This window comes from Polynucleobacter sinensis (assembly GCF_001595985.1).
In the GTDB taxonomy this organism is placed as follows: Bacteria; Pseudomonadota; Gammaproteobacteria; order Burkholderiales; family Burkholderiaceae; genus Polynucleobacter; species Polynucleobacter sinensis.
In genome coordinates this window covers 18,949-38,600 of record NZ_LOJJ01000008.1, presented here as the reverse complement: position 1 = coordinate 38,600, position 19,652 = coordinate 18,949, and the positions used below count along the sequence as shown (strand labels likewise).

The window sequence follows — 19,652 nt, the reverse complement described above, 5'->3', positions numbered from 1 at the left end:
TGATGTAGATCAAATTACGCTATTTTTCAGAATAACGCGCTAGAGAACCTTGGAGTAAGTACCCTTAGCCTGCGACTGTCTGAGGTGACGATCAAAGGTCATCGCAACGCGCCGGGCGAGCAATCGCCCCTTGATTGGTACCACCATGGTCGCGCCCCTCCACTCTAGCAAACCAGCTTCTTCCAGGTGCTTTAGCTCTTCAATCTCCGTTTTGAAATAACTAGGAAAGTCGATTTGATGTGATTGAGAAAATTGGACTGTATCTAATGCAAATTGACACATTAATTCACCAATTAATTCACGACGCAGTAAATCATCTTGATCTAGTCGCAAGCCTCTCAAAGTTGGCAAATGTCCATGATCTATTGCAGCATAGTACTCATCCAAGGTGCGTACATTTTGCGAATAGCAATCATCCACTTTACCAATCGATGAAATTCCAAAAGCCAATAGATCGCACTCCGCCTGGGTTGAATAGCCTTGAAAATTTCGATGGAGCTTGCCCTCTTTTTGCGCAATCGCTAACTCATCGTCTGGTTTAGCAAAATGGTCCATACCAATAAAGACATATCCGGCTTCGCCCAGTCGTTCAATCGTATTGGAAAGAATATCTAGCTTGTCAGCAGCGCCCGGCAAATCCGCTTCCGCGATTCTGCGCTGAGGCTTGAAGATATGAGGAAGATGAGCATAGTTATAAACGGATAGGCGATCTGGACTCATCTTCAATACTTCATCAACAGTCTCTTTAAAGGTCTGGGGAGTCTGCTTCGGCAATCCATAAATCAAATCCACGCTTCTGGATTTAAACCCATACTTCCTAGACCAATCCATTACCGCTTGAGTTTCCTCAATAGTTTGAACGCGATGGACTGCCTGCTGCACCTCAAAATTAAAGTCTTGAACACCCAGACTTATTCGATTGAATCCCAGCTCAGCAAGCAAGGCAATATCAACCTCAGTCACCCTGCGAGGGTCGATCTCAATCGAATACTCGCCCCCGGGTAGCAAGTCAAAATGCTCGCGCGTGTGGCCCATCAACTCAGTCATTTCGTCATGAGATAAAAAAGTTGGCGTACCGCCACCCCAATGCAATTGAGTCACTGGGATTTTCTTGTGTGCACCCATCGCCACACAAACCATTGCCATCTCTTTTGCCAAATACTTAATGTACTTAGCACTCCGCCCATGATCTTTAGTAATGATCTTGTTACAGCCACAGTAGTAACAAATATTAGGGCAGAAGGGTAAATGAAAATAGAGCGAGAGTGACTCATTTAATCGAGCAACTCGTTCAAGCGCATCTAAATAGTCTGCCTCACCAAATTGACTATGAAAGCGATCCGCACTGGGGTAGGAGGTATATCGCGGTCCGTTGATATCGAACTTTTGTAATAACTCCGGATGAAAAAGCACTTCTTTTTCTGTTTGAGGAGTTGCAATCACTTCAGAGCCCATAGAAATCACATTATTTGGAAAGGTAATCTAGCGCAACGGCTTCCGCCACTTTAATCCCATCAACACCTGCAGACAAGATTCCGCCTGCATAACCAGCGCCCTCACCCGCCGGATATAGGCCTTTGATATTCAAGCTCTGGAAGTTAGCACCCCTAGTAATGCGTAGCGGAGAAGAGGTTCTGGTTTCAACACCTGTAAGTACGGCATCCTTCATCGAGAAACCTTTAATCTGTTTCTCAAATGCGGGAATTGCCTCGCGAATTGCTTCAATGGCATAAGGCGGCAAACTATCTGCAAGGTCGGTTAAATGTACGCCAGGTTTATAGGATGGCATCACGCTTCCAAACTCTGTAGAGGGCGTACCTGCCAAAAAATCACCTACCAATTGGCCGGGAGCCTCATAGGTGGACCCACCCAACTCATATGCCTTGGACTCCAATGCCCTTTGAAATTCAATTCCAGCAAGAGGACCACCTGGATAATCTTCGGGCGTAATACCAACCACGATTCCCGCATTAGCATTGCGCTCATTGCGCGAGTACTGACTCATCCCATTGGTTACTACGCGATTAGGCTCAGAGGTAGCAGCCACTACTGTGCCACCTGGACACATACAAAAGCTATATACAGAGCGTCCATTCTTGGCATGATGCACCAACTTATAGTCCGCCGCGCCAATCAAAGCATTACCTGCATGAGGCCCTAAGCGAGCCTTATCAATCAATGATTGAGGATGCTCAATCCGAAACCCCACCGAGAAGGGCTTAGCCTCCATATAGACCCCAGCTTCATGCAGAGCCTTAAAGGTATCTCGTGCACTATGGCCAAGAGCCAAAATCACATGATTAGCAGGAAGATTGGAGTGCCCTTCAATTTTGACGCCTTTGATTTGCTCATTCTCAATATCAAAACCAATCACTTTTTGAGAAAACCGAATCTCTCCACCAAGCTCGATAATTTCCTGTCGCATTCTTTCGACAACACCTACCAAGCGGAAAGTGCCAATATGGGGTTTTGCTACATAGCGGATTTCTTCTGGGGCGCCAGCCTTAATAAACTCACTAATAACTTTGCGACCATAAAACTTAGGATCTTTGATCTGACTGTATAACTTACCGTCAGAGAATGTACCCGCTCCGCCCTCACCAAATTGCACATTAGATTCTGGATTAAGGACATTCTTGCGCCATAAACCCCAAGTGTCTTGAGTGCGCTCACGAACTGGCTTACCCCTCTCAAGAACAATCGGCTTAAATCCCATTTGAGCCAGGACGAGCGCCGCAAAAATTCCACAAGGGCCAAAACCAATGACGACGGGGCGTTCAAATTTTTCAGACTTCAATTGGGCGGCATTTGCCACAAAGTGATAGCTCGTGTCGGGAGATGGCCTTACATGAACGTCGTTAGCAAACTGCTTTAATATTTTTTCCTCGTCTCTAACCGAGAGATCTACGGTGTAAATAAAGGCAAGCGCAACATTTTTCCTGGCATCGTAACTTCGCTTAAAGACTTCAGCGCGAATTAAATCTTGGGACTGCAAATTCAAGCGCTTTAAGATCGCCTCTTCTAGCGCCTCAGGGGCGTGGTTAATGGGGAGGCGAAGTTCGGTAATCCGGATCATGGGTTTCTACGATACACACTAAATTGGGGTATTTACCGAAATAATACTGGTAGAGGCGCTGGTAGACACAGTATTGTTTGGTTTAAAGGCGATAATGTGCCATGGCCCTACGCGCAACTATCCACAAAGCCGACCTCCACGTCGCAGATTCAGACCGTCATTATTACGGCAGTCACTCCCTTACTATCGCCAAACACCCTTCTGAAACTGAGGAGCGGATGATGGTCCACATCATCGCGTTCGCACTTCAAGCCCAAGAAGATTTGGTCTTTACGAAGGGCTTAAGCGATACCGATGAACCTGATCTCTGGGTTAAAGACCTGACGGACGCCATTAAGTTGTGGATTGAAATCGGCCAACCAGACGAACGACGAATTCTCAAAGCTTGCGGGCGATCCGATCAGGTGATTGTGTATTGCTATGGTGGTCATACGAGCAAAATTTGGTGGGATGGGATCGCCAATAAACTCACCCGCGCTAAAAATTTACAAGTGATCTCAATCCCCGCCGAACAAGCGAAGGAGCTTAATCAACTGGTAGAACGCAGTATGGTGCTTCATGTGAATATTCAAGATGGCGAAGCCTATGTCTCCTCCGATATGGGGCAAATCACAATTACCCCAGAGATTTGGCGCAACAATACGTAATGAAAACCGTAGTTTTAGATACCAACATCCTTTTGGATGTTTTTGTCTTCTGTGATAGAAGAGCCGTCGATTTAAAGCGGGCCATTCTGCAGCAAGAGATTGTGGCGATAGCTAGTCCAAAAACGCTTGAAGAATTGACTGATGTCATAGCACGCCCTCTTTTCAAGCTTGATATTGCTACACAAAACGAAATTCTGACCCAGTGGAAGACATTCGCCAAGATAGAAGATGACCTCAATTTGGCTAAAGCGCCATGGGAATGCGAAGATATAGACGATCAGATCTTTTTAGATTTAGCCTATCGACTCAAGCCTGCCATGATCTTAAGCAAAGATAACGCCCTACTGAAACTTGCCAAGCATACCGCTAGCGCGGGAATTCTGATTACAGAGGATTACAACGCCTTCAAACTGCAGAGTTAAAACGCAAGCCCTTTGCAGCCTCGGCAGCAATTTCAAAGGACCTCAAGCGAGCTTGATGATCAAAAATTTGCCCAGTAATAATCACTTCATTAGCACCAGTCAAATCAAGCCAACGCTGCATTTCCCGTCGAACTGTCTGCATAGAACCCACGGCTGAGCATTGCAAAGCATGGGCGGCAGTAGCTTTTTCATGAGGCTCACAAAAATCATCGAGATTATCAATTGGTGGCGGTAACTGGCCACGGGTATTGCGACGCATACGGATCACATTTTGCTGCAAAGTAGTAAATAGATGCATAGCCTCTTCATCGGTATCAGCAGCGACGACATTCATCACAAAAGCTGAATATGGCTGATCCAATTTATCGGATGGCTTAAATGTCTCGCGATAAATTCTCATTGCATCTATCAATTGCTCAGGGGCAAAGTGAGATGCAAACGCATAGGGCAATCCAAAATGGGCTGCCAATTGCGCGCCATAGAGACTTGAGCCCAGAATCCAAATCGGCACTTCTGTATTAGCGCCCGGTATCGCCTTAACGGCCTGCCCCTCCTGAATAGGGCCAAAATAATGCTGGAGCTCACGAACATCTTGCGGAAAGCGATCATCACTCCCCAACAGATCCCGACGCAAAGCTCTAGCTGTCATTGGGTCAGTACCAGGAGCTCGACCCAAGCCCAACTCAATTCTGCCAGGGTAGATAGAGGCAAGCGTTCCAAATTGTTCGGCAATCACCAACGGCGCATGGTTCGGCAGCATAACCCCGCCAGACCCCACCCGAATGTTGGACGTCCCCGCCGCAATATATCCAACCAAAACCGCAGTAGCTGAACTAGCGTTTCCAGTCATATTATGGTGTTCTGCAACCCAGTAGCGGGTATAACCCCAGCGCTCCGCATGCTGGGCAACATCTAATGAGTTACGCAAAGCATCTCCAGCGGTAAATCCCTGTGGAATCGGAGATATATCTAGAATGGAGTACGGAACTAAATTTGTCATTCGTAGATCATACCGAGAAAGTCTTTATTTATCATGAGCAAACCCAAAATGGCAGATGCCGACGATGGCCTATTCAAACCAGGCAATAAACTTCGGCATATTAAGACCGGCGGCTTCTACAAGGTGGTACTCCTTGCCAATATAGAAGCCAGTCTTGAGCCAGCTTACGTTTATGAATCCCTGCAATCTCATGATTTTTGGATCAGACCAAAGGCAGAAATGGAAGATGGGCGTTTTGAACTTCTTAGCGAATAAAGAGAAAGGGATTTGATATGACCGAAGACCGCATGACCAACCTAGAAATCAAACTCAGCTTTGCGGAAGACCTCATTGAGCAACTCAATCAAATTGTCTATAAGCAACAGCAACAAATTGAATTTTTATACAGAGAGCTTAAATCTATTAAAGAGCAGGCCGGCAGTGCCGATGGCCCCGGGGGCAATAGCGCAAAGGATGAAATTCCTCCGCACTATTGATCTCCTGATAATATTTAATACAAATCAGATTAATGCATCAATCAATAGAGGAAGTCCAACATGGGTAACTTAGTGCCATTTCTTGTGCAGTGGGGTCTAACATCTTTATCGCTGTGGGTTGCTAGCTATCTTTTTAGCGGCTTACGCTTTGCAGATGGCGGCTCACTCATCATTGCAGCTCTGCTACTTGGCTTTGCCAATGCCGTCGTCAAACCCTTACTCATCCTCTTTACGCTACCGCTAACGGTCCTCACGATGGGTCTCTTCTTGTTGGTAGTTAACGCCCTGGTGCTAATGCTGGTATCTGCGCTAGTGAGCGGCTTTACGATCTCCAGCTTTTGGACAGCTTTTTTTGCCAGTATCTTTATTTCACTATTCAGCCTCTTTATTGGCGGAGTGCTGTCTTAAGAATCCTCGAAATCACTCTGCCCCAGGGTAAATATCAGCCCAGGGGCGGAGAGCATCGCGACAGGGTTGAGCTTTAGTTGCCAGCGATTTAGCATTCTCAGCCAAAAGACTTGCGCCCCCTGTCAAAATCCCCAGCCCAATTGAGACTGCACTATTCACTACTCCAGCCTGATTAACGCCAGCCTTGGGATTGGAGAGCGTACCCCCTATCTTAACCAAACCAGCCAAGTCTAAGCCCGTTGTTAGACCCGACTTTTCTCTGGGATCAATGGTTAAATTAACGGCCTCAGTCTTTAAATTAATCGACCCAGATAGCACGGCATTGAGTCGATCAGTTTCACCGCCAACTGTGTTGTTAATATTGATTTGACCATTATTAATAGGTAAATAAGCCACCATACACTCCAAGATCGTTTCCTTGGATTTTTTGCGTAAAGGATTCATGGAATCCAAGACGGTAACAACAAAGTCGCCGGCATCATTTAAGACGTTTGATCCCATTTTTGCCTGCTGAATACTGACCTGAATCTTACCGTTTGAGCTGGACGCTAATTGATGCAAACTCTTTCCACTTGCTTTGATATCAAAAGCCAACTTCATATTGCCGCCACTCACCTTGGAACGAGGATCCAGTCTTGCCATTAAATCTTCTAAGGTGAAATCCTTTGTCACCCCCTTAAGCAGCAAAGTAGGCGAAGCGCCAACGGGTCGCGAGAGACTGAACTGAATATCAGCCCTCCCTTTACCCAATTGGAATAAGAGATGCGGTATATCAATCGTAGCTGCATCCATATTTACGGTTGCAGAGAGATTCTGAATTGGTCTGCGACTCGGCAAGCCTAGCTCAGCAATATCAAGGGAAATTGTGCCTTTAGCGCGTGGTAATGCGTCAAATGGCAATGCATCATCGCTAAATAAATATTGAGAATTTGGCCGTCTAGCCGCCCCCGTCTTTTGAGTCTGAGATTGCGTGTTAGCTTGTGAGTTAGCAGAAGTCTTCGCCAGGGTCTGCGGCGCAGAATCAAAAGAAGGCCAATCAAATGATTTAGACGTCAGTGCAAGATTTATCAATAAATCCGACTTAGGCTGTTTTTTAATATCGCCTTTCATCAAAATAGATTTGCCATTCACAGACACATTAAGATCAACCATCATCCCTACCGGAGCAACATCCCACTGCTTAAGTGCTTGAGAAATCGATCCTGTTTTTCCAGCCACCTCTATGGGCAGGCCTTGGTACTGCATATTGAGCAAGATCGAGGCCTTATCAGCACTTTGAGCCACTGATAGGCGTTTTACTTGATAGATAGATACCGGACTACCTACATCGCGATAATGAATCTTTGCATCAAGAATAGAAACATCTCCAATGCTGAGAAAGTTGCTCGTATTTGAAGTTGAGTCAACAGGTGCGACCGCTTTGGCGGAGTCTGAACTAGCAGGGCTCAAACTTAAATCCCAATTGGCCAGTCCTGCCGCATTTTTTTGCAAGAATAATTCCAGCCCACTCAATTTAATACTACCAATTTCAACCTGCCCGCTAAAAAGCGGTAGCAGCTTCAAGTCAAGGTCGATATGCTTTAACGTGAGCATATCGGCAGAATCAGCCCAGCTGGCATTACTTAAGCTCAGCTGATTAGCAGAAACAGAAATCTTTGGAAATAACTCTAATGAAACTGGCCCAGTAATTTTTAGATCTCGGCCGGTAGTCGTCTTTACAGAATCAGAGAGTAGCTTTGTCAGCTCAGCAGGATTAATGCGGGATGCGGCATACCAAATCCCAGCACCACTGAGTAGGATGAATCCACCGAGGATAGCAGCGATGACCTTGAGTTTTTTGTTCATTGCCTTTGATTCTAAATGACTATGAGCCCCCTAGATTAAAATCAAATCCCACATCACTTCTATCGGTTAATGACCATGAACTCCGCAAACAATCTACCCAAATGTCCAGCCTGCCAGGAAGACATGACCTACCCAGATGGTGAAAACTTTGTTTGTGCGCAATGCGGTCATGAATGGCCAATGGCCACAATCGCCGAGGAAGATGACGGCGGTTTAATCGTCAAGGATGCCAATGGTAATTTACTGGCCGACGGAGATACCGTTACCCTCATCAAGGATCTTAAGGTAAAAGGCTCCTCGACTACATTGAAGGTGGGCACTAAGATTAAGGGGATTCGGCTTGTGTCAGGTGATCACGAGGTAGACTGCAAAACTGAAGCAGGCAATATGCTGCTCAAAGCCTGTTTTTTGAAAAAAGCATAATTAGGGATCAGAACTATTGGACTCTGTGAGAGTCCAATAGTCGCAAACTTTAACTCTGAACGCTCGCCTTTTTGAGAACGGCGTAAATCTGATCTTTTAGTAGCAACTTTTCTTTTTTCAAAACTTCGATTTCTTCCGGGGTGCTTGGCTCAGAGTGAGCCTCCATACGTTGGATTTTCTGATCTAAATTATTGTGCTTATCAAACAAGTGGGAAAAGTGACGATCCGATGTTTTTAGCTTGGTAATTAACTCGCGATATTCAGGGAACATAGATTCTCTTCAGGTTGAGGTTAAGGTAACTACACAGTTTCAGTGTATCAATATGGGGCCTAATTTCAAGCATCTTAGATGCTTTATAAAAAAATATAATGCACTGATATTGAGGGTCTTGATATTGGAAGGTAAATCCCCATATAAGAAAGCAGCAAAAGTAGATCTAAATTGAAGTAATATTCACTTGTGCAATCAGCACAATAACTACCAAAAGAAGGGTAATAGACCATGGCTACAAAGAAGTCTCCAGTAAAAAAGAAAGTAGCTACCAAGGTGGTAAAAAAAGCCCCCGCTAAAAAAGCAGCCAAGAAAGTTGTTGTTAAAAAAGTAGCAACTAAGAAGGCTGTTAAGAAGGTAGTGAAAAAGGTGGCAGCCAAAAAAGTAGCCGCCAAGAAACCAGCAAATCAGAAGTTGGCGAAAAAAGTTGTGGCAAAAAAGCCGGCAGCTAAAAAACCCACTCCGAAGAAAGCTGCTAAAAAATCCCCTAAGGCATCTGCCCCAAAGAAACTCAAAGTTGATCAGTATGGGCTCGAAGAAGATGATGAGTTCTACGGCCTGTATTTTGCAAAATCAACCGAAAAGGGTTTAGTGGAAGTCAAACCCTGCACCTTCTCCTTGATGTACTGGTGGAAAGGCTTGCTAGGCTACCCTGACATGATCGAGATTTCCAAAGATAGCAATACAGCGATGCTACAGTTTGAGTCTACCTTTGGTGGTGGCGATTCCGGCGAAACGGAGTTGACTGAAAAGGATGTTTTTGATGTTGACCACATTATTGAAGTGGACGAAGAAGAGCAATTAGTCTCTCTGTATTCCTATGTGCCAATTCCAGTTCCCGAAAAATTAGTTGGTGCCTTGGGCCTCTCCATTCTCAATATCAACCCAGAAACTCGCTATGGCAGCCTAGAAATCTGCTCTACCGATAATGAAGATGGCAAGAATGAGCACTTCCTTCGCTACCGTGCCGCTACCTATTTACGCGGCATCAAATCCGGCAAGGTTGAGGCCATTGAAAGCATGATTACTAATGGCTCAGAGTTCTTTGGATTAGCCTTAGATGCAATGTGTGTTAATAAATCTATTAAGAAATGGTTGCTTAGCTAAGCAGACTTAAATTAATAGGTGTTACACACAAAAATGTAGGTCATAGGAAAGCGATCGTTCACTGTTTTACGAGTTTCAACAATAGTGGCGCTACGCTTTCCTATTTTTTTACACTCCTCTGCGGCAGCTGCCTGAGCCTCAGTATCCTTCGCGGACTTCGGCGCATGCACACCAACCGTACCATCTGACTGTCGATAAACACCAAACTCACTAGTTGGCGTAGAGCATGCCACAAGCAATGCTCCAGCAGATAGCATTAAAGTGCATTGAATAATTCGAATAGCTAAAGCGCTGATGTGAGTGTGATGAATAAGCATGGGCTCATTCTATCGAATTTTATTTATAACCCACACGATCAAGCAATCGCTGAGCAGCAATTTGATTCTTGCCTATGGCTGCAATTGAAATGTTTTCCGCCTTAAATGATCCCAGCATCTTTAGACCTGGATTTTCAATCTTGACGGATTTCACCGCCGGCCACTCATTATTACCGTTCGCAAAATACTCCTGAGCAGAGTCACTTGCCAAGTATTCCAAGAATTGGATCGCCGCTTGTGGATGAGGTGCATTTTTTGCTACACCACCGCCAGCAATATTGATGTGTGTGCCACTGGTTTTTTGATTGGGCCAAACAAATCCAATCTTTGAGGCAATCTCTTGATCTTCAGGCTTGGTAGAACGTAATAACCTCACTAGATAATATGAATTTGTAAGGGCCACTCCGCACTCTCCAGAAGCCACCGCTTTGATTTGATCAGTATCACCCCCTCTTGGTGGGCGCGCCATATTTGCCACCATACCCCTTGCCCACTCCTCAGTGGCAGACTCTCCACGGCGTTCAATCATGGCGCCAATTAAAGAGAGCATATAAGGGTGCGCGCCTGATCGCGTACATACCTTACCTTTATTCATTGGCTCAGCCAACTTCTCATAGGTATCGACATCTAGTGGATTGACTTTAGCCTTGTTGTAAACGACCAAGCGCGCTCTAGTAGAAAAACCAAACCAGGTTGACCCCTCGGGATCAGGCTTTGATCGCAAATTCGCCGGGATTCTTTTCTCCAAATATGCAGATTGAATCGGCTTAAAGAACCCATCAATTTGAGCACGCCACAACCTTGCAGCATCCACCATCAAAATCACATCCGCTGGACTATTGGCGCCTTCACTTTTTAATCTTTCAGCTAAGGCATTGTCGTCTGCCTCAATCCGATTAATTTTGATTCCGGTCTTTTTGGTGAAATCACTGTAGAGCGCTTCGTCAGTCTGGTAATGCCGAGCGGAATACAAATTCAGCTCCTTGCCTCCTGATTGAGCCTGAGCAGTGCCAATCATCCAACAAGATACAAGCGCCACAGAAAAGCCCAAAACTTTAGGAAGGTGTTGATTATTCATTGACGTATTGATGAAGAAATTGCGATGAAGTTCAATTTATCACAAATACGAATGATTATCAATTAATAAAGTTGTCTAGCCCTTCGATATGACCCTAGAAAGCAGTAGGACGGGGAAAAGCCCTGCCAAAACAATGGTTAAGGAAGGTAATGCTAGCTCTGCTAAACGTTCGTCGGCAGCCAATTGATAGGTCGCTACCGCCAAGGTATCAAAATTAAATGGGCGCAATAGCAAGGTGGCTGGCAATTCTTTCATCACATCCACAAAAACAAATAAGCCTGCCGTCATCAGACTTCGTTTTAATAAAGGCACATGTACCCTCTTGAGTATTTGCACTCTAGACAAACCTAACAATGCAGCGGACCCATCCATAGATGGCGTAATACGTGAAAGACCTGCTTCAACACTTTGCAAACTTGAAGATAAAAAGCGTACTAAGTAGGCGTATACCAATACTACTAAGCCGGCAGAAATCCACCAAGCAAGGTGAAAGATTTCTAAAAACGATAAGACACCAATAGCGAGAACCGCGCCTGGTAAAGCGTAGCCAAAACCTAAGAGACGATTAACCCAAGCTAAACGGGAATTTAGTCGTACCGCATAGGCAAAAAATATTGCCAGCACGACTGAGAGCAAAGCCGTAATCAAGGACACAGAAAGTGAATTTCTCAACCAATCAAGATAACGAATATCAATACTCAGGCCCTGCTTGTACAGTAATTGCATTAGCGCAAATGCGGGCAACAAAAAACCAAACAGTAAGGTAAGGCCGCAGAATGAAAAAGCGAAGACTGCAGACCTTCCACGTAAGGCTTTAGTCATTGGCCTACCTTGCGAGGATGATGCATAACGCAATTGCGAGCGACTACTTTGCTCAACAAAGAAAATCAGCAACACAAAGCCAAGCAAGCCCAAGGCCAGTTGCACAGCAGCTAAGCGGTCACCAAAAGACAGCCAGGCCTTAAAGATTCCGGTGGCAAAGGTTTGCACCCCAAAATACGACACTGCGCCAAAATCCGCGAGCACCTCCATTAAAGCCAAGGCCATGCCCGCAAAAATAGCTGGTCTTGCCATAGGCAATACCAGTTTGACAAAGCCTTGCCAGGGGCTGTAGCCAAGGGTTTCAGAAACCTCGATAAGGCGACCACTACGCTCTAAAAAAGCAGTGCGCGTAATGAGATAGACATATGGAAAAAGGCAGAAGGAGAATGACCAAATTGCCCCGCTCAGAGATCTGGGATCGGGAAAGAACCATAGCGAATCCACACCCAACAAAGAGCGGAGGATAGTTTGAATAGGGCCGGAGAACTGTAAAAGATCTACAAAAAGATAAGCCATGACATAAGTTGGCACCGCCAACGGCAGAATCAAGGCCCACTCAAAGATCCTTTTCCCCGGGAAATCATAAGTAGCAACAATCCAGGCGTTACCAACCCCCAGAATAAATACGCCAATACCCACGCCCGCAATCAACCATAAGGTTGATGCGATATAAGCTCCCAATACAAAGTTCCATAGATGGGCTAAGGTGCCCGTTGCCGCGACACCGCCTGCACCGAAGTCCGAAAATAGGAATGGCGCCGCCAAGCCAAAAAGCGGCAAAAATAACAGCAGGGCAAGTGGCACCACAATACGATTCATTAAATCAGTAATCCGTTTAGACTCTGGTTATGCATTAAACCATTAGTAAAGATAAGAAAATTATAGGGATGAACTCCGCCAACACTCTGCTTTCAATTCACAATCTAGAAATCGACTACCCAAGTCGAGATGGGCTTGGTCGCGTTACGGCAGTTAAAGGCCTCAATTTGATCCTAGAGCAAGGTGAGATTGGTTGCTTACTGGGGTCATCTGGATGTGGAAAATCGACGGTCCTCAGAGCGATTTGTGGCTTTGAGCCCATCAAGTCTGGAAAAATTTATCTGCGGGACAACTTAGTCAGCTCAGAAACCGTTCACATTCCCCCTAATCAAAGAAGGGTTGGAATGGTTTTTCAGGACTTCGCCCTCTTTCCACATCTCAATGTTTTAGAAAATATTGCCTTTGGCTTGCAACACCTACCAAGCCAACAAAGAACCAGCTTAGCAATGGAGTGGCTCAAACGAGTGTCTCTTGCTGATAAGGCCGATTCCTACCCTCACGAACTGAGCGGCGGCCAACAGCAACGGGTTGCGCTTGCCAGAGCAATGGCACCAGAGCCCGACTTAATTTTGCTTGATGAGCCTTTCTCCAGTCTTGATATCGAACTCAGGGAGCGCCTTGCAAGCGATATGCGGGAAATTCTCAAGGCAAACAATATCACCGCCCTACTTGTTACCCATGATCAATATGAAGCCTTTGCGATCGCCGACAAAATCGGTGTCATGACCGAAGGCAAAGTAGTCCAATGGGATGTGCCATACGAGCTTTATCACAAGCCAGCCAATCGTTATGTCGCTGACTTTATTGGTCGTGGCATCTTTATTAAGGGCATCGTTCAACCCGGAAACAAGGTCAAGATTGAGCTTGGAGAATTGGAGCTAGACCACCATCATGGAGCAGAGATAGGTCAAAAAGTGGGACAAGAAGTAGATGTACTTTTGCGAGCTGACGATATTCAACATGATGACAATAGCCCGATGCAAGCTGAGGTGGTACGCAAAACCTTTAGAGGTGCAGATTTTCTTTACACACTAAGACTTGCTTCGGGCATTGAAATCTTTGCTTTTGTTCCAAGTCACCATGATCACGCGATTGGCGAAAAAATTGGCATCCATTTAGTTGCCGATCACGTTGTGACATTTAACGCTTAAATATTTCCTGAATCAATCTTTCGGGGCATACTGATATCCATGAAACCCATCCACTGGACGCAGCACTGGCATCACATTAGCGCCACTCTACGTCTTAGCATTATTTCTATTGCTGGCTTTACTGGATTCTTTCTGCTGTCTGCGGAGGCCCCTCTTGTTATTCGGTTGGCAATTTCATGGATTATTGCAGGCGGGCTTTACCTATTTTTAACTTATTTCATGATGTACTTCTCTAGCAAAGAGCACATCATCGGACTGGCTAAAAAAGAAGATGACGGGGCAGCCATCATTCTGCTTATTACGGTACTTGCAGCTATTGTTAGCCTTGCTGCGATTGCGATGATTCTTGTCAACGCAAATGATGCGCCACCGACTGATGCAAATTTGCGCATCGGACTTGCACTAGTAACTTATGCCACGTCTTGGCTATTAATTCATACAGCCTTCTCACTACACTACGCTTTTGCTTACTACCAAGAGTTTGCAAAGACCAAAGAGGCTCCATTAGTCTTTTTGGCTAAATTACAGCCAACTTACGTAGATTTTCTTTACTTCTCCATGGTGATTGGCATGACTTGCCAAACGGCCGATGTTAATCTTGCTAGCTCTAGAATGCGTTACTTAGTCATGGTTCAAGGTATGACGGCGTTCATTTTTAACGCCACATTGCTCGCCATGATGATCAATATGGTTTCAGGTTTAATCGTCTTTCATTGACGCATAGCTAAAGTCACAACACCCCCTCTTCAAATTAATCCAAAGGAAAAATAAATGAGTCTGATCGATAAATTGCAGTGGCGCTACGCAACTAAAAAAATGGATGCCACCAAAAAAGTACCTCAAGAAAAGGTCGATCAGATTCTAGAAGCCATTCGGCTGACAGCAAGCTCTAGCGGACTTCAACCCTATGAAATCCTCGTTGTAACCAATCAAGCGATTCGTGAAAAGATTAAGGCTATCGCCTGGGGGCAATCTCAAATTACAGAATCCTCTCATTTACTAGTCTTTGCAGCTTGGGATAACTACACTACCGAGCGCATTAACCAGGCGTTTGACATGACTGAGAGTATGCGCAACTTTAAGAGCGAGGCTGGCGATATTTACCGTCAAAAATTGTTGAGCACCTACCCAGTTAGAGGCCCCGAACTCAACTTCACGCATGCTGCCAAACAAGCCTATATTGGACTAGGGACTGCTCTTATTGCCGCAGCCTATGAACAAGTCGATTGCACCCCTATGGAAGGCTTTGATCCTGATGCGCTAGATGAGATATTGCAGTTGAGGAAAAAAGGCTTAAGAAGTGTTGTGATACTGCCATTAGGCTATCGAAAAGCCGACGAAGACTGGCTTGTAAACCTGAAAAAAGTAAGGCGACCCAAAGAGAGCTTTATCACCTTAATTGAGTAAACCAAGCGGCTCCCTCTCTATCAAAAAACTGGCGGTGGGCGTAGTCACCGCCCATATTGTCTCAGCATCCCACCCTGCTTTCAGGGAAATTTACAGGGTATTTTGCTAATTCCTGGACAAATGTGCCTCAAATATACAGATAAACCGAAGCCCTGAAAGCTCGTGCTTGATTTTTGCAGGCTTAGGAACAGGGAATATCAGGGAATCTACATAAGCCCCAATTATGTAAGAAGATTAGATTTTGCTCTATAGGCATATGAGCTAGGAAGTTACCCCCACCTCCCACCCTCTAGGGCAAGTTTAAATGGAAGGGTAATAAAAGTCGTCCTCTAGACTATACGCTGTAGCCCGTGACGGTATAAGGTAATGGCACCGACTCACATTAGTTAGAAGATAAATTGATAAAGAGTATTTATTTACAACCACCATACCAAAAACCGCACTATCAGTCATTCTATTGGTGACTACGGCGAGATATCACCGCAACAATGATTCCACCTACTAGCGCAGCTAAACCCAAAGATAATATAGGTTTATGCTGAACACAATTTTCAGCCTTGCACAGCATATTTCTGCCGGAATCCATACACTCATCCTTGATTGAAGCGCACTTCTCCAATACATTTTCGAACATAGCAGCTCCTTCTTTACTAATTTTCTTTGCCTGGCTAGCACCATCGCCAATTGAATCATCAATCAAGCGATGTACGTTTTCCATTAGTTGCTGAAGATCCCGTTGGATCTGAATAAGATTTTCATTTGGCATCTTGATCTCGAATTTAATAAGGAAAATATTCATTAATATTTTTTATAAGTACATCATAAAAAATGAATGGGCGAAAGGAATCGAACCTCTGCAAATGCCAAAATGACTTTTGTTCTACCACTAAACTACGCCCATTCATGAGAGCTGGGGCTCGATTTACTTATCCATCGGGATAAAGTGGACTCAATTGGTACTCTCATTACATAATGAATCACTAATCTTGCTCCATAAGATGTTTATAAATCACTTTACTTTTTTTATTTTGAGAATTGTCAATTAATTACACTTTAGGCATGAATTAGGATTGATCCTGCATTAACACCGTTCTCAAAATCATCAAATTTCATAAATCCAATTGTTTGATCTGGCAATTCAAGAATAAGATGGCCAGAAGGGTGCGTGTGAATCGAATACTCCCCTGGATCAAATTCAATTGGGGTCGCCTTAGCCATGACTCCACCTGCACTAATACCTAAAATAGCATTTGTGATTCGAATTCTCATCGCTTTAATCCTTCGCTAAAAATAGCAGATAGAAGCAATAGAAAGGAAAGAAGCAATCCAACACTGATCCAATCGACATGAGCCTCTGGAGTGCATTTGCCGACATGACATCAACTAAATTCAATAAATCAAACTCATCATAATTAAAAAGTCGTAAAAATTTACCAATCATTAATGAGCGCCCTCTAGAGAACGCAGATGCCTCTCTAATCTCTCAATCGGCATTTTTGAATAGTTTTTATAGATCTCATGAAATACTTTTGTGAGCATATTTTTTGACATGCTTTTTTTCATCATAGCGAGTATTTCAAAATCGCCAATTAATATGATTCTCGAAAACTTTCCACGCTTAAATTCTTCATCAATTGTCTTACAGGCCTCTCTTAAATAGTTAACATCACTTTTTTTGGATGGCTCGGCAAATGCGTAAGAAGACCTGGCACCAGCAATCCTGTTGAAAGTGCGCCCCGGATCAGCGCGTTTCTTGGTTGCATACGTTGCGGGATCGTAGTCCACTTTTTTAAAGGCGATTAAATGATCGACTAAGGGAATCTTATCTTTTGCCAAAAAAATAAAATGGTGTCCATCTACAACGATATAAAGATCCCCACTACTAAATGCACTCATAGAATCCTCAGATATCCGAATACAAATCAGAAATTGAGTATTTACAGTCTGCAATAGAATGCTTGTAATTGATAAGCAGGTGTTTAGCTTTAATTGACTGAATGCATTGTGAAATATCATTCATGTAAACAATTGACTTCAAGATAAATTTCCAATCACTAAGAAACAAGAAGTTCATTTGTAATGCTAATGTCTTCTTTTAAATTTGCGATTTATCAATTTTTAAGTGCGCTAATCAAATGTAAATCGTAATATTTTTACTCCTTATAAATAATGCTGTTTAAAACAATAATTTAAAAGGTGAGGAGAACTGTTAGGGCTTATTTTGATATTAATCATTTTTTTTAAAACTAACTCTAAAACAATTAAGCAGTATTGAGTAATCTAATTCTTAAGGTGAGGTTTTTATGAAGAAAATTGCGATGGCAAGTGTGCTAATTTTTATATCAATACAGAATGTCTTAGCAAACACAGTAGATTTTGGAAAGCAGGAATTTGAATCTAGGTGTGCTAGCTGCCATGGTAAGGACGGCAAAGGTAATGGTTGGCTTTCTTTCTTCTTAAATGTCCAACCCACGAACCTCACAACCCTAGCCAAGAAAAATGATGGAATTTTGCCAATTGACCGTATTTATCAAAGCATCTCTGGGGAAGACATTAAAGTTCATGGTCCAAGCGATATGCCAGCCTGGGGAAAGACATATAAGCAAGAAGCACCAGACATCTATCTTGGTGTGCCTTATAACTCAGAGCTGTACTCTCGTGGCCGGATTCTTTTGCTGATTGAATACATTAACCGTCTACAAGTGAAATAACTACAAAAGATATCCAATCATCCTCACATCCGAATTGATCTATAAACTCCTGAAAAATTTCGTTTTGTAAATACTAACTGCCACAGTTGCCCTTGCCTGGATTTGAAATAGGCTGCACAACCTAGCAGATAATAAATCCACATACGATAGAAAACAGAGTCATATTTGTAAGATAAGGATGGCCAACTAGAAATAAATTTTTGGTGCCATGCTAATAAAGTCTTTTCATAATCAAGACCAATATTTTGTAAATCTTCCACTATAAAATGACCCTCACTAGCGATGCCGATCTCGCCTATAGAGGGTATCTTGCCATTAGGGAAGATATATTTCTCAATCCAAGGATCCGTTCGTAAGGTAGTCACATCACTACCAATGGTATGAAGTAAAAAAATTCCATTATCAGCAAGTAGCCTAGAGGCTACAGAGAAATATTTTTGGTAATTTTTTTCACCTACATGTTCAAACATACCAATTGATACAATCTTATCAAACTGACCCTCAAGATCTCGATAATCGCTTAATAAGATTTCGACATTTTCACCTCCACACTTCTGTTTGGCAATGCGATATTGCTCTTGAGATATGGTGACCCCCAAAACCCTAACACCATAATTTTGAGCCGCATAACGAGCAAAGCCACCCCAGCCGCATCCAATTTCAAGTAAAGATTCTCCAGCTTTAAGCTGCAACTTTCTGCAAATTAATTCCATCTTATCGAGTTGCGCTTTATCTAGATCATGAGCGTGCTCCCAATAAGCACATGAGTACATCATTTCCTTATCAAGCATCGCTGCGAAGACATCTTGACCTACGTCGTAATGATGCTGGCCCACCATAAAAGCACGTGATTTTGATTGCAAATTGAGCAGCTTTGCTCGCATAACCTCATATAACAGGTTGAAATTAGCGAAACCACGAATCTTTTCATTATGGTCATGCTTGAGTAGTCGGTATAAGAATCCCTCCAGATCAAGACAATCCCAGTATCCCCTCATATAGCCTTCACCCAAACCCAAAGACCATTTACTCAGAATTAAATTGAATGCTCTTTCATTCAGAATCTGAATATCCCATGGATTCGATCCATTGATGACAATACCAACGCTATTGAATATTTCTTGAATGATCGTAGGAATACGGTATTTTTCAATCTCTAATTTTTTAAGCATGATTTGGATCCAAGATCAGTTGCCATTTCTTAATAGTAAAAATTAAATTTGAATCTATATTGATATTTGTCAATTTTAATTTTGAAGTTCAAATAAAAATTGCCAAGATGCACATACGAGCTAGGAAATAGGCCATGAAAAATTCAATTAATTCAATAGACGCTGCACTATTACTTGGAATGTTGTTTGGAGTTATCCACTTAAGTTGGCTTATCTTGGTTTATCTCAAATATGCTCAAGTATTTTTAGACTTTATCTATTGGGCGCACTTTATAAAACCTATCTTTGAGGTTCAGTCATTCGATATGGGAAGGGCTCTGATCCTACTAGCTCTGACAGTTTCCGTTGGAGCAGTTTTGGGTTATGTATTGTCAAAACTATTTAATACTCTGGTGGAAAATAATGCTGACTGAGTTTTGTGAACCCATCATTCTTTAGAGATGTTTATGAGATTTGGGCCACAGATACCAACGCAGCTGTATTTCCTGGCTATCTGAATG

At 43.5% G+C, this 19,652-nt stretch carries 24 protein-coding genes and 1 tRNA gene; 12 read left to right on the top strand and 13 right to left on the bottom strand.

Annotated elements, in window-relative coordinates; genetic code table 11:
* Positions 1 to 39: 39 nt before the first annotated feature.
* Both hemN and AOB49_RS08435 read right to left on the bottom strand, forming a co-directional pair.
* On the bottom strand, positions 40 to 1,455 hold the full coding sequence (gene hemN, locus AOB49_RS08440; RefSeq protein ID WP_062309903.1) for an oxygen-independent coproporphyrinogen III oxidase: 1,416 nt from the start codon (positions 1,453 to 1,455) through the stop codon (positions 40 to 42).
* A gap of 10 nt (positions 1,456 to 1,465) precedes the next feature.
* Positions 1,466 to 3,076, bottom strand: a complete 1,611-nt coding sequence (locus tag AOB49_RS08435) for an NAD(P)/FAD-dependent oxidoreductase (protein ID WP_062309900.1) — start codon at positions 3,074 to 3,076, stop codon at positions 1,466 to 1,468.
* A gap of 101 nt (positions 3,077 to 3,177) precedes the next feature.
* Between AOB49_RS08435 and AOB49_RS08430 the strand changes: the two genes are divergently transcribed.
* Both AOB49_RS08430 and AOB49_RS08425 read left to right on the top strand, forming a co-directional pair.
* Entirely contained in the window at positions 3,178 to 3,723 is a 546-nt protein-coding gene (locus tag AOB49_RS08430) for a YaeQ family protein (RefSeq protein WP_062309898.1), read from the top strand.
* Entirely contained in the window at positions 3,723 to 4,145 is a 423-nt protein-coding gene (locus AOB49_RS08425; protein WP_062309895.1) for a putative toxin-antitoxin system toxin component, PIN family, read from the top strand. The genes AOB49_RS08430 and AOB49_RS08425 overlap by 1 nt, the downstream gene beginning before the upstream one ends.
* Here the strand turns inward: AOB49_RS08425 and AOB49_RS08420 are convergent.
* Positions 4,129 to 5,145 (bottom strand): LLM class flavin-dependent oxidoreductase, encoded by a 1,017-nt coding sequence (locus AOB49_RS08420; protein WP_062309894.1) that lies wholly within the window; start codon positions 5,143 to 5,145, stop codon positions 4,129 to 4,131. The two genes, AOB49_RS08425 and AOB49_RS08420, sit on opposite strands and share 17 nt — an antisense overlap.
* Before the next feature lie 33 nt (positions 5,146 to 5,178).
* Between AOB49_RS08420 and AOB49_RS08415 the strand changes: the two genes are divergently transcribed.
* Genes AOB49_RS08415 through AOB49_RS08405 form a run of 3 tightly spaced genes read left to right on the top strand, consistent with a single transcriptional unit; the run spans position 5,179 to position 6,029 of the window.
* Entirely contained in the window at positions 5,179 to 5,400 is a 222-nt protein-coding gene (locus tag AOB49_RS08415) for a hypothetical protein (RefSeq protein ID WP_062309891.1), read from the top strand.
* A 17-nt stretch (positions 5,401 to 5,417) separates the two neighbouring features.
* The gene (locus AOB49_RS08410) at positions 5,418 to 5,621 is read left to right on the top strand and encodes a SlyX family protein (protein ID WP_062309889.1); all 204 of its coding nucleotides are present in this window, start codon (positions 5,418 to 5,420) and stop codon (positions 5,619 to 5,621) included.
* A gap of 60 nt (positions 5,622 to 5,681) precedes the next feature.
* A complete protein-coding gene (locus tag AOB49_RS08405) occupies positions 5,682 to 6,029 on the top strand; it encodes a phage holin family protein (RefSeq protein WP_062309886.1) in 348 nt (115 codons plus the stop codon).
* Positions 6,030 to 6,041: 12 nt separating this feature from the next.
* On the opposite strand, the gene AOB49_RS08400 is transcribed toward AOB49_RS08405, so the two are convergent.
* Entirely contained in the window at positions 6,042 to 7,874 is a 1,833-nt protein-coding gene (locus tag AOB49_RS08400) for an AsmA family protein (protein ID WP_062309883.1), read from the bottom strand.
* A gap of 75 nt (positions 7,875 to 7,949) precedes the next feature.
* Between AOB49_RS08400 and AOB49_RS08395 the strand changes: the two genes are divergently transcribed.
* The gene (locus tag AOB49_RS08395) at positions 7,950 to 8,297 is read left to right on the top strand and encodes a zinc ribbon domain-containing protein YjdM (RefSeq protein ID WP_062310062.1); all 348 of its coding nucleotides are present in this window, start codon (positions 7,950 to 7,952) and stop codon (positions 8,295 to 8,297) included.
* A gap of 49 nt (positions 8,298 to 8,346) precedes the next feature.
* Here AOB49_RS08395 and AOB49_RS08390 read toward each other — a convergent pair whose 3' ends face one another.
* Positions 8,347 to 8,568, bottom strand: coding sequence for a YdcH family protein (locus tag AOB49_RS08390; RefSeq protein WP_062309881.1), 222 nt, complete (start codon positions 8,566 to 8,568; stop codon positions 8,347 to 8,349).
* 231 nt (positions 8,569 to 8,799) lie between these two features.
* On the opposite strand from AOB49_RS08390, the gene AOB49_RS12085 reads away from it, so the two are divergent.
* Positions 8,800 to 9,675 carry a hypothetical protein gene (locus AOB49_RS12085; protein WP_062309878.1) on the top strand — a complete coding sequence of 292 codons (876 nt, stop codon included), beginning with the start codon at positions 8,800 to 8,802 and terminating at the stop codon, positions 9,673 to 9,675.
* A gap of 11 nt (positions 9,676 to 9,686) precedes the next feature.
* Here AOB49_RS12085 and AOB49_RS08380 read toward each other — a convergent pair whose 3' ends face one another.
* The 3 genes from AOB49_RS08380 to AOB49_RS08370 all read right to left on the bottom strand — a co-directional run bounded on the left by AOB49_RS08380 (position 9,687) and on the right by AOB49_RS08370 (position 12,711).
* Entirely contained in the window at positions 9,687 to 9,992 is a 306-nt protein-coding gene (locus AOB49_RS08380; protein ID WP_245640656.1) for a hypothetical protein, read from the bottom strand.
* A 19-nt stretch (positions 9,993 to 10,011) separates the two neighbouring features.
* Positions 10,012 to 11,010: an extracellular solute-binding protein gene (locus tag AOB49_RS08375; RefSeq protein ID WP_156471393.1), complete on the bottom strand. Its 999-nt coding sequence runs from the start codon at positions 11,008 to 11,010 to the stop codon at positions 10,012 to 10,014.
* A 135-nt stretch (positions 11,011 to 11,145) separates the two neighbouring features.
* Positions 11,146 to 12,711, bottom strand: a complete 1,566-nt coding sequence (locus tag AOB49_RS08370) for an ABC transporter permease (protein ID WP_062309874.1) — start codon at positions 12,709 to 12,711, stop codon at positions 11,146 to 11,148.
* Positions 12,712 to 12,779: 68 nt separating this feature from the next.
* Here AOB49_RS08370 and AOB49_RS08365 point away from each other — a divergent pair, with 68 nt between their 5' ends.
* From AOB49_RS08365 to AOB49_RS08355, 3 genes are read left to right on the top strand one after another with little or no spacing between them, the layout of a single operon-like run.
* The gene (locus AOB49_RS08365; protein WP_156471387.1) at positions 12,780 to 13,862 is read left to right on the top strand and encodes an ABC transporter ATP-binding protein; all 1,083 of its coding nucleotides are present in this window, start codon (positions 12,780 to 12,782) and stop codon (positions 13,860 to 13,862) included.
* Positions 13,863 to 13,901: 39 nt separating this feature from the next.
* On the top strand, positions 13,902 to 14,579 hold the full coding sequence (locus AOB49_RS08360; protein WP_062309871.1) for a DUF1345 domain-containing protein: 678 nt from the start codon (positions 13,902 to 13,904) through the stop codon (positions 14,577 to 14,579).
* Positions 14,580 to 14,633: 54 nt separating this feature from the next.
* Positions 14,634 to 15,269 carry an NAD(P)H-dependent oxidoreductase gene (locus AOB49_RS08355; RefSeq protein WP_062309869.1) on the top strand — a complete coding sequence of 212 codons (636 nt, stop codon included), beginning with the start codon at positions 14,634 to 14,636 and terminating at the stop codon, positions 15,267 to 15,269.
* 454 nt (positions 15,270 to 15,723) lie between these two features.
* Here the strand turns inward: AOB49_RS08355 and AOB49_RS08350 are convergent, their stop codons facing one another.
* The 4 genes from AOB49_RS08350 to AOB49_RS08335 form a co-directional block, all read right to left on the bottom strand.
* A complete protein-coding gene (locus AOB49_RS08350; RefSeq protein WP_062309866.1) occupies positions 15,724 to 16,068 on the bottom strand; it encodes a DUF883 family protein in 345 nt (114 codons plus the stop codon).
* Between the two features lie 32 nt (positions 16,069 to 16,100).
* A tRNA-OTHER gene (locus AOB49_RS08345) sits at positions 16,101 to 16,170 on the bottom strand.
* Between the two features lie 152 nt (positions 16,171 to 16,322).
* Positions 16,323 to 16,538 (bottom strand): hypothetical protein, encoded by a 216-nt coding sequence (locus AOB49_RS08340; RefSeq protein ID WP_062309863.1) that lies wholly within the window; start codon positions 16,536 to 16,538, stop codon positions 16,323 to 16,325.
* A gap of 171 nt (positions 16,539 to 16,709) precedes the next feature.
* Positions 16,710 to 17,165 (bottom strand): baeRF12 domain-containing protein, encoded by a 456-nt coding sequence (locus AOB49_RS08335; protein ID WP_062309860.1) that lies wholly within the window; start codon positions 17,163 to 17,165, stop codon positions 16,710 to 16,712.
* A 407-nt stretch (positions 17,166 to 17,572) separates the two neighbouring features.
* On the opposite strand from AOB49_RS08335, the gene AOB49_RS08330 reads away from it, so the two are divergent.
* On the top strand, positions 17,573 to 17,980 hold the full coding sequence (locus AOB49_RS08330) for a c-type cytochrome (RefSeq protein WP_062309858.1): 408 nt from the start codon (positions 17,573 to 17,575) through the stop codon (positions 17,978 to 17,980).
* Positions 17,981 to 18,003: 23 nt separating this feature from the next.
* Here AOB49_RS08330 and cfa read toward each other — a convergent pair whose 3' ends face one another.
* Positions 18,004 to 19,152 carry a cyclopropane fatty acyl phospholipid synthase gene (cfa, locus tag AOB49_RS08325; protein WP_062309856.1) on the bottom strand — a complete coding sequence of 383 codons (1,149 nt, stop codon included), beginning with the start codon at positions 19,150 to 19,152 and terminating at the stop codon, positions 18,004 to 18,006.
* Positions 19,153 to 19,286: 134 nt separating this feature from the next.
* Here cfa and AOB49_RS08320 point away from each other — a divergent pair, with 134 nt between their 5' ends.
* On the top strand, positions 19,287 to 19,565 hold the full coding sequence (locus AOB49_RS08320; protein ID WP_062309854.1) for a hypothetical protein: 279 nt from the start codon (positions 19,287 to 19,289) through the stop codon (positions 19,563 to 19,565).
* Positions 19,566 to 19,652: the final 87 nt, after the last annotated feature.

Coding starts and splice junctions, on each gene's coding strand:
- hemN (WP_062309903.1), bottom strand. CDS start 1,455: ATGGGCTCTGAAGTGATTGCAACTCCTCAAACAGAAAAAGAAGTGCTT.
- AOB49_RS08435 (WP_062309900.1), bottom strand. CDS start 3,076: ATGATCCGGATTACCGAACTTCGCCTCCCCATTAACCACGCCCCTGAG.
- AOB49_RS08430 (WP_062309898.1), top strand. CDS start 3,178: ATGGCCCTACGCGCAACTATCCACAAAGCCGACCTCCACGTCGCAGAT.
- AOB49_RS08425 (WP_062309895.1), top strand. CDS start 3,723: ATGAAAACCGTAGTTTTAGATACCAACATCCTTTTGGATGTTTTTGTC.
- AOB49_RS08420 (WP_062309894.1), bottom strand. CDS start 5,145: ATGACAAATTTAGTTCCGTACTCCATTCTAGATATATCTCCGATTCCA.
- AOB49_RS08415 (WP_062309891.1), top strand. CDS start 5,179: ATGAGCAAACCCAAAATGGCAGATGCCGACGATGGCCTATTCAAACCA.
- AOB49_RS08410 (WP_062309889.1), top strand. CDS start 5,418: ATGACCGAAGACCGCATGACCAACCTAGAAATCAAACTCAGCTTTGCG.
- AOB49_RS08405 (WP_062309886.1), top strand. CDS start 5,682: ATGGGTAACTTAGTGCCATTTCTTGTGCAGTGGGGTCTAACATCTTTA.
- AOB49_RS08400 (WP_062309883.1), bottom strand. CDS start 7,874: ATGAACAAAAAACTCAAGGTCATCGCTGCTATCCTCGGTGGATTCATC.
- AOB49_RS08395 (WP_062310062.1), top strand. CDS start 7,950: ATGAACTCCGCAAACAATCTACCCAAATGTCCAGCCTGCCAGGAAGAC.
- AOB49_RS08390 (WP_062309881.1), bottom strand. CDS start 8,568: ATGTTCCCTGAATATCGCGAGTTAATTACCAAGCTAAAAACATCGGAT.
- AOB49_RS12085 (WP_062309878.1), top strand. CDS start 8,800: ATGGCTACAAAGAAGTCTCCAGTAAAAAAGAAAGTAGCTACCAAGGTG.
- AOB49_RS08380 (WP_245640656.1), bottom strand. CDS start 9,992: ATGCTTATTCATCACACTCACATCAGCGCTTTAGCTATTCGAATTATT.
- AOB49_RS08375 (WP_156471393.1), bottom strand. CDS start 11,010: ATGATTGGCACTGCTCAGGCTCAATCAGGAGGCAAGGAGCTGAATTTG.
- AOB49_RS08370 (WP_062309874.1), bottom strand. CDS start 12,711: ATGAATCGTATTGTGGTGCCACTTGCCCTGCTGTTATTTTTGCCGCTT.
- AOB49_RS08365 (WP_156471387.1), top strand. CDS start 12,780: ATGAACTCCGCCAACACTCTGCTTTCAATTCACAATCTAGAAATCGAC.
- AOB49_RS08360 (WP_062309871.1), top strand. CDS start 13,902: ATGAAACCCATCCACTGGACGCAGCACTGGCATCACATTAGCGCCACT.
- AOB49_RS08355 (WP_062309869.1), top strand. CDS start 14,634: ATGAGTCTGATCGATAAATTGCAGTGGCGCTACGCAACTAAAAAAATG.
- AOB49_RS08350 (WP_062309866.1), bottom strand. CDS start 16,068: ATGAATATTTTCCTTATTAAATTCGAGATCAAGATGCCAAATGAAAAT.
- AOB49_RS08340 (WP_062309863.1), bottom strand. CDS start 16,538: ATGAGAATTCGAATCACAAATGCTATTTTAGGTATTAGTGCAGGTGGA.
- AOB49_RS08335 (WP_062309860.1), bottom strand. CDS start 17,165: ATGAGTGCATTTAGTAGTGGGGATCTTTATATCGTTGTAGATGGACAC.
- AOB49_RS08330 (WP_062309858.1), top strand. CDS start 17,573: ATGAAGAAAATTGCGATGGCAAGTGTGCTAATTTTTATATCAATACAG.
- cfa (WP_062309856.1), bottom strand. CDS start 19,152: ATGCTTAAAAAATTAGAGATTGAAAAATACCGTATTCCTACGATCATT.
- AOB49_RS08320 (WP_062309854.1), top strand. CDS start 19,287: ATGAAAAATTCAATTAATTCAATAGACGCTGCACTATTACTTGGAATG.